We start from the raw sequence: 14,062 nt of genomic DNA on the forward strand, positions 1-14,062 counted from the left end.
TCAGCCTGGCCAAGTCCGATCACCTGCGCAACCATCCACATCCGTCCGATCACCGACAGCGTCCCCCGGGCACCCGATCCGCTTCAACAGCGGCGACACCCAATGGATCCGCTGGGGGCTTGGGCACCGCACACCTGCTTGTCCCAACTCCTGCGCGGCCGCGACACCGGGCCGGTGATCCTGTCCGAACGCAGCCCGGACCCATCCGCCGACCCGGCGCCGCCGACCAGTCATCGGGTTAGTCGCAAGGTTCGCAGTGCCCAGCCGCGCTCCCGCAAGGGATGTGCGGAGTAGCTCTGCCCTTCAATATCTTCTTTCGGCGCATGGTGGCGGGCCGGATGCCCCTGCCCTTGCGCGCGCCGGGCAGGTACCGTGCGTCAGGGCTCAACTACCGGAGGCCAATGTGGGTGTCGTGGAGACTGCGTTGCTGCGGGCGGCCACCTCTGCGATAACGCCAGCATTGAACTGGTGGGTTGGACGACGCCGCGACCAGCGGGAACGTTCCAGCTCGCTGATCGACTTGGTCAATTCTGGGATCTTTGATGACCTGGGGCGCCGCCGGGCGACCCGGCGGGTGGACGAGATCGTCGACGCGGTGTACGAACGCCTGCGTCCACTGGTTCATGGTCGGTACGCTGGGCTCGCCGATCACGAGGTGGCTGCGGCTTTCGATGCGGTCGCCGACACGTTTTCCGCTGCAGATCTGTCCGATGAGGCGTTGTTCGCTGACGACATTGACCCGGTCCGGCTAGCTGCCCGGCTACGCCAAGCACTGCCTACCGTGCCCGAACACGCCGGACTGGGCGAGTTGGCAGGACGTCTTTACGTGGTGGCCCTGGAGGAGTCGTGTGCCTGCCTAACCCAGCTGGTGGTGCAGCTTCGGCCGTTCCAGGGGCGGGCAAGTGTCGAGTTGCTGGAGCGCCTCACCGAGGTTGCTGCGGTTCTGTCGCAGGTTCTGGCTCGCCTCCCGACGGTCACTCTGGACGCCCCGGCCGGCACCGACCTCGACGGACAGTTTCGGGACCGCTATCTCGGCCATCTACTCATTACACTGAATTTTCTCGAGTTATTCGGGGTAGACATACATCGGTACCGGCTACGAACCCCTCTTAGCGCCGCCTACATCAGTCTCGCTGTTAGTGGAACCACGGGGCATGGGTCATTGCGCGACGTACGGTGGGATCCTGGACTGCTGCGCCGCGACCTCGGTGGTCTAGATGACGCCTCAGTCCGCGTTGAACGGGCCCTGGGTGGTGCGCGACGACTCCTAATCCGTGGGCAGGCGGGCTCTGGCAAGACCACGCTGCTGCAGTGGATCGCGGTGAGCGCTGCGCGTGCTGGTTTCGTCGGGGAATTGACCAACTGGAACGGTTCGATTCCGTTCCTGATCCGATTGCGCGGCTACGTCGGCCGTCCACTGCCCCGACCAGAGGAGTTTCTCGATGGCGTGGCCGAGCCGTTGGTGGGATTGATGCCCAGCGGCTGGGTACACCGACGGCTGGCGGACAGGGCAGTGCTGTGCGTTGACGGGGTCGACGAGGTGCCCGAAGGGGAACGCCGGGGAGTGCGTGAGTGGCTGCGGGGGCTGCTGGCGGCGTATCCGAAGCTCCGGGTGGTGGTTACCTCCCGGCCTGCGGCTGCCGCGGGGCGTTGGTTGCAGGGTGAGGATTTCACCGCGGCGAACCTGGAACGGATGGGCCCGGCTGACGTGCGTGCCCTGATACGGCATTGGCATGAGGCGGTCCGCGCTGCCGGTGACGTTCCATGCGAGCCGCACGAGCTGGCTGGGTATGAGCAGCGCCTGTTGGCCCAGGTCGATGGGACGGCTCACCTGCAGGCCTTGGCTGCCAGCCCGCTGCTGTGCGCGATGCTATGTGCGCTTAACCTCGACCGCGACAGCCAGCTGCCTCGCAACCGAATGGACATTTACCAGGCAGCCGTTAACATGCTGCTGGAACGTCGCGACGTTCAGCGTGGAGTGCGAACTAGCCTGCCGGATCTCAACAGCCGAGATCGTCTGCAGCTCCTGCAACAGCTCGCGTGGTGGCTGACTCTCAACGGCCGCGTCGAGCTAACCCGCGACGAGGCATTGCAGCAGCTGACCCAACGACTGGCGGGCATGCGCCAGGTAGCCGCGCCCGCCACCGTAGTGTTGGACAATCTCTTACAGAGAAGCGGGATCCTGCTTGAAACGGTCCCTGACCGGGTTCATTTTGTTCACCGCACCTTCCAGGAATACTTGGCCGCCCGAGAGGCCGCCGAGCAGGGGCACGCTGGCGCGCTGATCAACCACGCGCATCTTGACACCTGGCGGGAAACCGTCGTCCTCGCCGTCGGACACGCCAACGCTCCGGTACGTCGGACGCTGCTCACCGGCATCCTCGACCGCGCCAACACTGAACTGCGACAGGCCAGACGGCTACGGCTGCTCGCTGCGGCCTGCTTGGAGACCGCTCCATCCGTTGAACCACCTGAGCTCCTGGACCGGGTGCGCGCCGGACTACACGTACTGTTGCCGCCCCGCTCGACGGTGGAGGCCCGGTCGCTGGCCGGAGTCGGCGAACCGCTCCTCGCCGAGCTGACCACCACCAGGTTTGAGGGCCTAACCGAAGCACAAGCCGTTGCGGTGATCAGGGCCACGGCGCTGGTCAACGGGCCAGCTGCTATGGATGTACTGGCAGGCATCGCTGCCGACCCGCGCCGACGCGTCCAGCAGGAACTGATCGCCGTGTGGGAATACTTCGACCCGTTCCAATACGCCGACCAGGTACTTTCCGGCGCCCCCCTCGAAAACGGCGAGGTTACCGTGCACAGCGCCGGCTTGCTGCCGGCGCTACCTTTGCTGAAGCGGCTAACCGCCAGCCACCTCGACCTGTATGATTCGCTGGATCTGGCCCAGTTGTCCGGGGTGCCGCAGCTACGAAGTCTCTATCTCAGGCAAGGCTTCACAGGCGATCTGAATTGGCTGACCGGACACCCAGGACTGCAGAGCGTCGACCTCTGGCTTGAGGATGGTCGAGCGGATTTGTCGATCCTGACGGCCCTGCCTGATCTGCGCCGATTATGGCTGCGTCGCCTCGCTGACGATCAAGACCTAAACATGATCGGTGATCTGACCGAGCTGCGGGGTCTTTGGCTGATTAGGGCACCTATCGGTGACCTTGGGTTCATCGCCGGCTGCAAAAAACTCGAGTTCTTGTTTCTGGCCGGCGCTGCCTCACCCGATCTCGCGGTACTGACCGGGCTGGTCCGGCTAGACGGGTTGGTGCTGGACGGTGTGGCTGAACCGGTGGGCGGGCTTGACCAGCTGACCCAAATGTTGCCCCACCTAACCTGGCTTAGCTTGGTCACATGTGAGTGGCTGCGCGATCTGAGGCTGTTGCGGCGGCTTGAAGAGCTGAAGCATTTGGGTATTCAGGACAACTGGGTACGTGATCTCGCGCCGCTGGCCGACCTTCGCCGTTTGCGGTCGCTCACAATCGGCGCCTGGCAGCAGCCTAACGATGGCAGCGAACGACCATTCGATCTCACGCCCCTCGCCCGGCTGCAGGCGCTACGACAACTGATGATCCTCGAATCACCGCCGGGAATCGACCTGAGACCGCTCCGCGGCAGGCGAATCACGGTATCTTTGACCAAAACTATCCAGCTTGCTGACACTGGGCCGGTTGAGGGCCTCACCATTAAGCGTTACTGATGGCAGTCCGGCCAGAACGGTTACTTACTCGGCGAATACGCGGAGGCGGGCTGCCGGGTTAGGCCTTGGAGCATTTAGTAATGTTCTCCGAGTGCGGGCGATTGTATCGAGAGATCATTAATCCAAGCCCTGCTGATGGCTCACTGACCGTGCGACAGGCGGTAGACGCGGGTGCTCACCTGGTCTGTGAAGCGACCAAGAAGCGGCCACAGGGTGGCGTTGGCGAGATACCCGAGGCACGCAGGCAGCAGGGAATGTGACCTATGTTCGTGCAGGGATCTTGTGGCATGGGGCGGCAAGAGTTAGTTGGGATCGAGCGACCAGTCGGCGTCCCCGTCCTTCACGGTGGCGTCGCTGTAGGTGGATGAGTTGGGCGAGGGCCACTTGCCTCCGGGGAAGGATCTGCTGTCCACTGCCTCGCCGTGCAGGTTGACCATGCTGGTTGCCTGGGCGGCGAGGAAGGCGGACAGGGTGACGATCGCGGTTGCGATGATCGCGGTGTTGACGCCTGCCTCTTCCAAGACGATGCCGGCACCTACCCACGAGAAGACGGCGGACCCAAACGCCGCTATCGCCGCGATCGCGGCGACAATGAGCTTCGCCAGAACAACTGCCAGGGTGGTGTAGAAGGCTGCACCGGCTGCCGCGCAGGCAAGGAGATGCCCTGACGTGCTCGCCGCGATGGCGGTGATCCTGGATGCCGCGTCGGCGTGACTGGCCACGCTGTTGACGTAGGCGTTTCGTGCCTTGCCCGACCAGTCGGAGTCGTCGACAACGAGGTGTTGTTCCGTCAGTGCGCTGGCGATACCGGAGGCGGAGCCGCGGACGTCCATCCAGTCCCAGGCGTCCTTGAACATGAAGAGGGGGGCGGTGGCGCCCTTCATGAGGTCGATGAGGAAGTCGAGGGCTTGCCTGCCGACCTTGACGGTCTCTCTGCCCAGCCACAAGATCGAATCGGCCACGCCCGGCGGGATATACCAACGGTTGGCGGCGGCGGCAGCGGCTGGTCCGATCTGGTCGAGGCGCACGCTCAGGTCGTCCAAGCCTGCGCTGATGTCGGTCAGCAACCCCTCGAACTGTGCCTTACTGAAGTCCACGTCATGCCCTCATCAGTAAAGGTTCCGGAGCTTGTGATCGTTGCTGCGGTCTTCCTCGTCGTAGGTGTCGGCGACCTTCCGAAGCGTGGTCGCCACCTCCGTCATGGCGGCTTGGCCTTCTTGGCAGCGCTGGCTTACGTGCTGAACGATCTCGTTGTAGGGCGAGACGATGAGTTGGAAGAGGCCGGCCTCAACCCGCCCGAGTTCCATGCCGGCAACCTTCGGTACGACTGCCGACATCGCCGCGCTCTGCCGGTCCCACTCTGCGGCCTCCGTACGCAGAGCGTCCGTGGCGACGGTGACCTGTTGACGGCTCGGAGGCGGCATCTCAGCCCTCCTCGGGTGAGTTGTTCAAGTCCTGGAATCTGGCGAGGGTGGCCAGTGCCTCACGCGCCAAGTCGTCGAGCCCTTGAGCCTCTGCCCTGCGACGCGCGGCGTGTTCCTCCATCGCCGCGCGGGCCTCCCTCAACGCCTCCCTCAGAGCCGCGTTAAGAGCTGAAGCACCGTTCCGCGTAGCCCATCGCGGATTGATCGTGCAACCCTGCAGCCCGCCAGGGGCGACGGTGATCGAGACAGTGCGCTCACCGTCCCAACCAGTCAACATCACGGGTGCCGCAGCGGCCTGGTCTCGCGTCGCCTTCAGGGCCTTGAGCGCTTCCTCAGTCAGCGTCAGCGGGTCGCGCGGACTACCGAACGCCTGGGTCTGATCCAAGGGCGGCAGCCCTGCGCCCTCCTGCTCTCCCGCTCGTGCTGCCTCAGCTCGAAACCGCCACGCGTCAAGGTCGAAGGACTCAGACCACGCTCGCGTTGCCTGAGCAGTCGCCTCCTCGAAGACGAGCAGCACCACGGAACCAAGCTCTTCGGCGGCCACGTGACGCTGCCAACCGGCTCTGACCTCGATGTCTGAAGGCAGGCCGTCGGGGCCGACCACAACGGTGATGCAACCAGTCGGGTCGGTTCCGCGTCCCTCGTTAGGCCGGGGCTGTGACTGCATCGCGGCTTGAAGATTCAGCGCATGCCCTTGGATCCGCTGCAGTCGGGCAAGGAGGTCGTCGCTCATCCGGCTATCACTGGCCTAACCGCGACGGCTGGGTAGGACTGGACCTACGCACGAGCAACCATCCGATGACCGCCGTTGCACCGGTGGAGTGCGCAAGTAGTACGGCGAAGACAACCCATGTGCCGCTCATGCCGAAGCCGAGCATCAGCACGGCTAGAAGCCCCGATGCGATACCCAGCAGCACAGCTACAGCTCGACGTAGGCCTGCTACAGCCCTGACCCATGCGAGCGCAACCGCCGTCAGCACAAGCACCAACGCAGCCAACGCCACGGCCTGCGATCCTGCCGAGCCGAAGGCCGCTTCGGAGGCCACGTCAGGGAAGGAAGAGATCGCGAGAGCTACAACGGGCAGTTCGAAGACTGGACCTGCAGCCCAGAGCAGCAACACGGTTCGACCTGTGTGCCGTCTGCGGGCGAGCGAAGGCTGCTCCACGATTCCCCCGTCATCTTCCCTAAGGAAGATTGCTAGGCGACACCACGCAGTCGCCGTCCGTGGCAACCCAGGATGCCGCAAGCGTGCACGCGTCGCAACCCCGGGTGATCAACCAGGTCCGCTACGGACTGAACTCACCTCCGGCTGCGACGACCGCGTCGACATGCGGCCACAGTGAGGCGGTCAAGCGCACCCCCACCTCATGCCGCTCCAGGGCGGCGGTTATGCAGGCGTCGACCTGGCGCACGTCCTGCACTCCAACGGTCCGCTCGCTGACCCGGGTAGCCGGCGGTCGGATCCAGCAGCTCGAAGTTCGCTGAGTCGAGGTGGTGGACGTTAAGGCCAGCCCGCAGGAGACGGGACCCTGGTCCGCGACGCCAGCGTTTGACGCCCTACTCGATCACGGGCGGCACATTCCTGCCGAAATCCAAGCCATAAGGAGGGTGCAACTCACAGGGCGGGCTAGCCATGCTGTCGTCGTGCCTGTCTGGTGGAGACGCCCTCGTCTGTGGTTTTTTGCTGTCCTGGTGGCATTTCTGGCCGTCGGAGCCGCCCTGGCGTGGTTCTTGCGACACGAGGGTCGGGAAAATGCCGATCAATACTCAAGCATTTTTGGCTTGGTCATTGCCGGAATCGTGGCGATGGTCTCGCTGCTGGTTTGGTTGTGGCGCAAGGGAAGCGCCGCAGCAGGGCTTCCCGGCGAGTTGACCGACGCAGCCCTCCGCAGTTTGGCCCGAGCGCAGACGGAGCAGTGGAAGGCGGAGGAGACCGCACGTGGAATTCGAGACCCTTGGCTTCTTCCCGTGCGCTGGCACGTTAGTCCTCGCGCGCGGGCGGTGATGGCTAGTTGGGCCTCGGTGATGGAAAGGCCAGGTGCCAGGCCGCTGTCTTTGGACGGGGCACATGACCAGTTGGCCGAAGTATTAACTAAACCAGGCTCGCTGCGGCGACTGGTTGTCGTTGGTGAGCCAGGAGCGGGCAAGTCCATCTTAATGCTTCAGTTGGCTCTCCAATTACTTAAACGCCGGGTGGGCCCGGACCCGGTGCCGGTGCTGCTGCCAATTGCCGGGTGGAACCCCGACCAGCCGTTGGACGACTGGATCGCCGAGCGCGTTGCCGCCGATACCCCCTCCCTCGCTCGGGCTGTGCAGGCTCCTGACGGGACATGGCGAACCCTTGCTCGCGACCTAGTTGCGGACGGACGAATCATGCCGATCCTCGACGGTCTTGACGAGATAGCCCCTGCACAACACAGTGCGGCCCTCGCTGCAATTGCAGCATCAGCCGGCGCAGGACAGAAGTACGTGATAACCAGCCGTACGGAACCTTATGAGGCGGCGGTTAAGGCTGCGGGATCGCTCGCCCATGCCGCAGTCGTCGAACTGCAGCCGCTCAGTCCGAACGATGTAGCCCGATACCTGGTGGAGGGCAGCGACCAAACGTCGCGTTGGAACGACGTTGCCGTCCACCTTACTAGCTCCACCGATACACCACTCACCAACGCCCTCTCGACACCGTTGATGGTTTGGCTCGCGCGGACAGTGTACCGACACCCGGCCACCGATCCAGCTCAACTCCTTGAGGCTCCGTGGGCCATTGAACAAGCTGGCATTGAAAGACATCTTTTAGGGAAACTAGTTGCCGCTGTTTATACTACTGCGGTCGGGAAGCGATCTTCTCGAACCCCGGCTGAAGCGGAACAAGCACGCCGTCGGTTAGCTGGCCTCGCTCGTCTACTTCAGCGCCAGCGCACCTACGATCTGGCCTGGTGGCGACTCTCGGAAAGTCTCCCAAGGGGGGCGATTCAAATTGTTTCTGCACTCGCGATTTGGCCAATCGTGGGGCTGGTGGTAGGGCTCGCGGCCGGGCTTGATAACGGAGCTGATGTTGCGATCATGGCGGGGCTAGAATCAGGGCCCATGGCGGCATTATTTACGGCTTTGGCGCTGACCAATCAAAAATGGGGACACGCTTCTCGTATGAAGCTTAGGCGCCTCCCAGGGCGACGCGTCTTCGTGGCGCTCCTGTTCGGATCGACGGTCGGTCTGGCGGCCGGTTTGCTGACCTGGCGCGCCCTGGATTCGATGCTTGGATTTGCGATAGGCTCGACAATGGCGGTGATCTTCACTTTTGTAACTGCAGTAACATTTACAGGAGGTCGCGACGAGAGGGCCGTTAGTCCAGTGAGCCTATTGGCTGAAGATCGGACTGCCACACTCGTGGATGGGGCAATGGGAGGACTTGCGGCGGGCCTTGTAGCTGGACTTGCCTTTCCGGTGCCGCAGGCCCCCGCCGGGCTTCCGAGCGCTCTCGCGGCAGGGCTTACGGTCGCGCTAATGTATGCACTTCCTCACGCGTGGGGAATATTCGTCATCACTCGAGCTGGATTGGCAATGAGCCGAACGACCCCATTAAGGCTTATGGTCTTCCTGAGGGAAGCGCATGATCGTGGGGTGCTACGCCAAGCCGGAGGAGTTTACCAGTTTCGTCACAGCCGACTCCAAGATCACCTCGCGGATCCGACGACGCCTTAAGTGCTTTTAGTACGGACGGCGGCGAGGGATTCTGGCCTTGCGCGCAGCCCAGGTGCAGCTTCGTGGTCAACCCGCCGCGGGAGCGTTTGAGCCCATGATCAGCCGGCTCGACACTGACTCCAACAGGCGGCCCGACCTGAAGATCCCCTTTTTCTCACCCCGGCCGCATGCTGATGGGCATAGCTATCGGTGCTCAGGGGGGCAGGCAGTGACCGGGGTGATGTCGCGGACCTTGCCGACCGGAGTGCCGTTGACGGTGAGCTGACCGTCGGTAGTTCGTCCGATCGGCCCGCAGGTGGCCGTGCCGGTCTGGTCGACGACGACGGCGGTTGTGGTGGCTGTCTGCTTGGATTGCAGGGCGACGCTAATCAGCCCAAGGAGCCCGATCGAAAAGATGGTGAGCGCGGCGGCCAGGCCGGTCCATCGGGCCCACCGCAGGCAGTTGAGCGCGTCGTCGGTGTTCTTGACGACGGCGGCCCGGTAGGCGCTGCCCGACCAGTTGTCAGAGGTTCGGAGACTGGCCCCGTGGGCGGCCCGAACGCCGGACACGACGGACGCGCCGGCCAGCAGTCCGGCGATCGTGACCAGGCTGACGATGACCCATCGCAGCGTTGAGTTTGGCACGTCGGCGAGCTTTGTGGTGCCGCCGACGACGGCGACGGCGCCGAACAGGCCGAGCAGCGTGCCGACGGTGCCGGTCCAAGCGGTCGCCGATGCCCGGACCCGGGTGAGTTGTTCGGTTGCGAAGATCACTGCGGCCTTGTCCCACTCGCCGCGTCGGGTGGGCCGGGCTGGTGCGGCCGCGACTGCGGATGGGGCGGTGGTTGCCCGGTCACGATGAAACCGCGCGGATGTCGGCCTGCTGCCCGCAGCCTTTGACGGGTTCGTCGGCCGGTCGGCCCTCGTGTGGGTACCCGCAGTTGCACTGAGCGTGCTTCCAGTCCACCTGCGAGGCGTAGCGCTGCTTAGTCTGGTAGACGGTCATGGGGTGCTCGCAGTAGGGGCAGTCGCCGGCCTTCTTCCAGCCGAGTTGCACGTCGTGTTCCAGCCAGGGTTGCCACGGCCAGGACGCGACATTGTCCCCCCAGCCGGGGACCGGGTCCGACCGGTACGGCTCATTTGCTGTGCTGGTCATGGCGCTCCGGTCGGTGTCGGATCGGCGGGAGAGTTCAGCAGCGCGACGAGATGCTGAACCTGCTCGATGTCCGCGGTGGCGTCGGCGCCGTGGGAGGAGTAGTCGGCCAGGGCAGCGCGGGCATACAGCAGCGCGTCGCCAGTGCGGCCTGCGCGGGCGAACAAAACCGCGACCGAATAGCGGGCTCTCCCGGCGTGATTGCGGTCGCTGACCACCTCCCAAAGGCGGATAGCCTGCTGGAAGTGGGGCAACGCGGTCTCGTTCTCGCCAGCCTCGGCATGGACGACGCCGAGCCTGTAGTGGCCCGCGGCGAGGGCCGAGTGCGCGTCAACGGGAAGCAGCTCCAAGGCGTCCCGGCACAGTTCGGCGGCGGCGTTGAGGTGCTCCAGCAGCACCGCCTCCTGCTGCCCGGCATCGCGGGCATCGCAGAACCGCTGGTACTCCACCTCACCGAGCTGTGCGGTGCGGCGGAAACGGCGGACCCGGTCCTGTTCGTCGGTGAGGTCAAGGGCGCGGCGGTACCAGTGCTCGGCCCGGTCCAGGTCCCGCAGCGACGGGATGGTCAGGTAGGTGTGGCCGAGATTGAACGCGACCTCGTTCTCTCCTTGGTGGTCGCCGAGGTCACGCGCCAGGTCGGCGGCACGCTCGAAGTGGGTCACGCAGCCAGGGTCCTGCTGGGTGCGCAGGATATTCCCGAGGGCGAGCTCGCCGGCTGCGAGATTGCGGATGAGGTTGCGGTCTGCTTCGGTGCGCCGGTCTTGGGCGGCGGCCAGCGCCGTGGCGGCCTCCCGCCGATCGTGGTCGACGCGGGCTCGCTGCAGCTGTAGCGCTGCGGTCCAGTCCCCGCATGCGTTGGCGATCTCGACCCGGTACTCGGTGAGCAGCACCCACTGTTCGGCGTGGCCGAGTCGGGGGCCGCCGGTGTCCGGGTCGACGAGGTCCGGCACGAGCTCGTCGACGAGTCGAGCCCACTCCGCGCCGCGCCCGGCCTGTTCGTAGAGATTACGCAGGCCCTGCATGCATTCGATCACGTCGGGCCACCGGCCGGCGGCGCGGGCGAGGGACCGCGCGTGAAGCAGGTTCGCTTCCTCCAGCCGCAGCATGTTCATCACCTCGGCGTCGCCCTCAAAGTACCAACGGTGATAGGAGCGGCCAATTTCGGTGATGGCGGAGGTGTAGGCGTCCCGGACCCGAGCCGCCGCGTCGAGGTCGGATGCGGCTGTTGAGGCGTGAAGCCGGCGGAAGAACCACGGCATCGCCGGGTGGATCGCGTAGTAGCCGCCGCCGAGGGCGGTGAGCAGCCCGATCTCGGCTGCCCGGTCGAGCAGACTGATCCCGGCCTCGCGGGTCAACCCGGCCAGCGCCGGCAACGCTGACGGGTTGCGATCGTCGCCCATGATCGCCAGGGCGTCGACACTGACGGTGTCCTGGAACAGGCCTAGGAACGCTAGTTGGGTGCGTTCCGGTTCTGTGAAGGCGGCGGTCAGCCCGTAGGTGAGAGAGGCGGCCAGTGACCGCGACCGGCCCTGCGCCTCGTCGGCGTCGTCCAGGTCGGCCTCGCCGGCCCGGAGCCGGGCCACGAAATCCTCGATCTGCGCCTTGGTGGTGTATCCAGCACGTAGCGCCTGCCCGACCACCACACTGATGGTGAGCGGGTTACCGTCGCTATAGCGCAGCAGCAGCCGCCAGTCCGCCACGTCGGTGATCCGGTGGCCGTGCCGGGCGGCTAGACCTTGAGTGAACTGGATGCGTTCGCGCATCGGCATGCTGGGCAGCCGGACCCGGGCGGGAAGGTTGCCCAGCCAGCCGCGTTCGTCGCGCCGCGAGGTCAACAGCACCCGCGCCCGCGTGCGCGACACCGCCTGCAGGAAGTCGCGCAACTCGCGCTGCTCGTCGGCGGTCCACGCCGACGGTGTCCTGGCCGGGAACCCGGCGACCGGCTCGACGTTGTCCCAGATCCACAGCACCGGCACCTGCGTCAGCACTTGCAGGGCTGCTTTCCGCCGCTCGGTGTACGAGCGGCTCAGCCACTGGACCCCGCTGGCCTGTAACACGGGGTCGAATGCGGCGCCGAGCTGGTTGAGCAGCGCCATCAGAGGCGTGTGCTGCTCCAACGAGGCGAAGAGTATCGGCCCGCGTTCGCCGCTGGCCCGGTCGGTGAGCCCACCGGTTGCCGTGTACCAGTGGGCGAACTCGACCGCCGTGGACGTCTTCCCGCTGCCGGCGTAGGCGTGCAGCAGTACGACGTGGTAGGTGTCGAACGCCCTGTCCAGCGCCAGTAGAGTCTCGTCGCGGCCGAAGAACCCGACATCGGGGCCGGGGGGCAGCCCGGCGGCGCCGACGTCTGCCGTGCCGGCGCCGGGGCCTGCCACGGTGATCCGCACCGCTTCCGGCGCCGCGCGCAGCAATGTGACCGGCGCCGTCTCGTAGACCACCGGCACCGACCAGTCCTGCAACGGGCGCGGGTCGAATGCGATCGACCGGTTCGGCTGGGCCGCCAATTGGCGCCGGCCTACCGACACGGCGCTGCCCAGCGACCGTCCGGCCAGCAGCGCGGCGTAGAGGTCGGCGACGAACTGCGCCGCGGTCACGACGTAAACGCTGTAGCGCATCGCCACGACCCCGGCGACTCCGGCGTCGCTGACCTCCAGTGCGAACGACCCGTATCCGCGGACCAAGGCGTGCACGTCGTCGGGCTGGTCGGTGCGCGGCCGTTCGGCGGCCTCGGCGTACGCCGAGCGGCAGGCGTTGAGCACCAGCACCCCGACGCCGGTGGCTGCCAGCAGCGCGCCCAGGGCCGGACCGTCGATGAGTTGCTGGTTGTTCTTAGCGGTCGGATCCTCGAACAGCAGGTATCCGTGGGAGCCCTCCCGCAGCGGGGACAGCAGCCCGTACGTGGCAGCACCGATTGGCACGCCGCCGCCGGACTGCAACCGGCTCGACGGCAGGTAGGTGCCGTGCCCGTCGAAGTGCACGACGTGGAACGGCTGCCCCGCGACGTGTGCCTGCTCCAGTACCGCCGACAGCGCGGCGAACGTCGGCGGGCGCAGCACCGTCAGGTCGAGGACCTGCCGAGCCTGGGCGGACTTGAGCAGCAGCGCCCCCACCGAGCGGAACGGTACGTCGTCGGCCCCGCCCGGCCGGCAGATCACAAGCAGCAGGCGCAGCCGCCCGGTGTCATCGGCCGTCGGCAGCGGCACCCGCCTAGCGGGCTGGGCGTTGACCCGGACGTACTCGGCGGCCTCCAGCACGACCGGCCGGTCGGTACGCGGGTCGCGCAGGAGCTCCCACGGCAGCATCGTCGCCGCGTCGACCTCGCAGGCAACCTCGACCCGCACCGTGTGCAGCACTTTCCGGACGTCGGCCCACAGCTCGCGCGCCTCCTCGTTGGCGAACACCAGCTTGAACAGCTGGGTCCCGATCTCGGCCAACCGCCTCTCTACAGCGGCCGCGATCGCCGGGGCCGGGTCGAGCGGATACTCCAGGAAGTCCTCCAGATACCAGCGGATCCGCTCCCGATCATCGTCGGTGATCGACAACGCGAATCGGCTCTTCGCCGACGCCTCGGCGTAACCCGCCAGCCCGGTCAGGCCCGTTGTCACCACATGCTGACCGTCACCCGTCGCGGTCTGCGTCAACCGCAGCACGACACCCACACGCGTCCGCCTTTCCCCCCGAAACGGTCCTCAATCGCGGCTAGCGGACCACTGTCCAACGTTCGCGGGCAACCACCAACCCGACAAACCAACGCAGCGAATCGGGCAAACACATCAGCGTGCAAGCAGACTGACGGAGTGATCGCTGCACTCATCTGGCCGCGATCCGAGCGCCGGCCGCATCTCCCGACTACTCGGCGTGAGCAGAGGAGGGGAACTGTATGGCCGACGGGTGGCTGCGCGGTCGCCGGCCTCCTCGCCCAAGATCGGTTCCCGGCCTCGAACACGCAGCTGACAACAAGCCTGCCTATGTGACGACTACCGCGCCTCGGCTCAACTCGCAAGATCGCTGGCGCGATCGTGGTGCCACCTATCGGTGCCCAGGTGGCAAGTATCGCTGTCCGTCGTAGCCCGGACTCGATGGCTGGCGGGAATGGCTGATGGCCCGCC

8 protein-coding genes are annotated in these 14,062 nt (G+C 65.8%); 2 read left to right on the plus strand and 6 right to left on the minus strand.

All coding sequences use genetic code 11. The features are described 5' to 3' along the window. Positions 1-412: 412 nt before the first annotated feature. Positions 413-3,697 carry an NACHT domain-containing NTPase gene (locus KBX08_RS11430; RefSeq protein ID WP_210783132.1) on the plus strand — a complete coding sequence of 1,095 codons (3,285 nt, stop codon included), beginning with the start codon at positions 413-415 and terminating at the stop codon, positions 3,695-3,697. Positions 3,698-3,999: 302 nt separating this feature from the next. On the opposite strand, the gene KBX08_RS11435 is transcribed toward KBX08_RS11430, so the two are convergent. The 3 genes from KBX08_RS11435 to KBX08_RS11445 are packed head-to-tail and all read right to left on the minus strand — an operon-like array spanning position 4,000 to position 5,854. Continuing rightward, positions 4,000-4,794 (minus strand): hypothetical protein, encoded by a 795-nt coding sequence (locus tag KBX08_RS11435; RefSeq protein WP_210783134.1) that lies wholly within the window; start codon positions 4,792-4,794, stop codon positions 4,000-4,002. Between the two features lie 12 nt (positions 4,795-4,806). Next, positions 4,807-5,121, minus strand: coding sequence for a type VII secretion target (locus KBX08_RS11440; RefSeq protein ID WP_210783136.1), 315 nt, complete (start codon positions 5,119-5,121; stop codon positions 4,807-4,809). Position 5,122: 1 nt separating this feature from the next. Next, positions 5,123-5,854: a hypothetical protein gene (locus KBX08_RS11445; protein ID WP_210783138.1), complete on the minus strand. Its 732-nt coding sequence runs from the start codon at positions 5,852-5,854 to the stop codon at positions 5,123-5,125. 999 nt (positions 5,855-6,853) lie between these two features. Between KBX08_RS11445 and KBX08_RS11450 the strand changes: the two genes are divergently transcribed. Further along, positions 6,854-8,821, plus strand: coding sequence for an NACHT domain-containing NTPase (locus KBX08_RS11450; RefSeq protein WP_210783140.1), 1,968 nt, complete (start codon positions 6,854-6,856; stop codon positions 8,819-8,821). 183 nt (positions 8,822-9,004) lie between these two features. On the opposite strand, the gene KBX08_RS11455 is transcribed toward KBX08_RS11450, so the two are convergent. The 3 genes from KBX08_RS11455 to KBX08_RS11465 all read right to left on the minus strand — a co-directional run bounded on the left by KBX08_RS11455 (position 9,005) and on the right by KBX08_RS11465 (position 13,612). Further along, positions 9,005-9,574 carry a hypothetical protein gene (locus tag KBX08_RS11455; RefSeq protein ID WP_210783142.1) on the minus strand — a complete coding sequence of 190 codons (570 nt, stop codon included), beginning with the start codon at positions 9,572-9,574 and terminating at the stop codon, positions 9,005-9,007. 79 nt (positions 9,575-9,653) lie between these two features. Further along, the gene (locus KBX08_RS11460; RefSeq protein WP_210783144.1) at positions 9,654-9,956 is read right to left on the minus strand and encodes a hypothetical protein; all 303 of its coding nucleotides are present in this window, start codon (positions 9,954-9,956) and stop codon (positions 9,654-9,656) included. Next, positions 9,953-13,612, minus strand: a complete 3,660-nt coding sequence (locus KBX08_RS11465) for a CHAT domain-containing protein (RefSeq protein WP_210783146.1) — start codon at positions 13,610-13,612, stop codon at positions 9,953-9,955. The genes KBX08_RS11460 and KBX08_RS11465 overlap by 4 nt, the downstream gene beginning before the upstream one ends. Between the last annotated feature and the right edge of the window lie 450 nt (positions 13,613-14,062).

This window comes from Micromonospora sp. H61 (assembly GCF_018070325.1).
Taxonomy (GTDB): Bacteria; Actinomycetota; Actinomycetes; order Mycobacteriales; family Micromonosporaceae; genus Micromonospora; species Micromonospora salmantinae.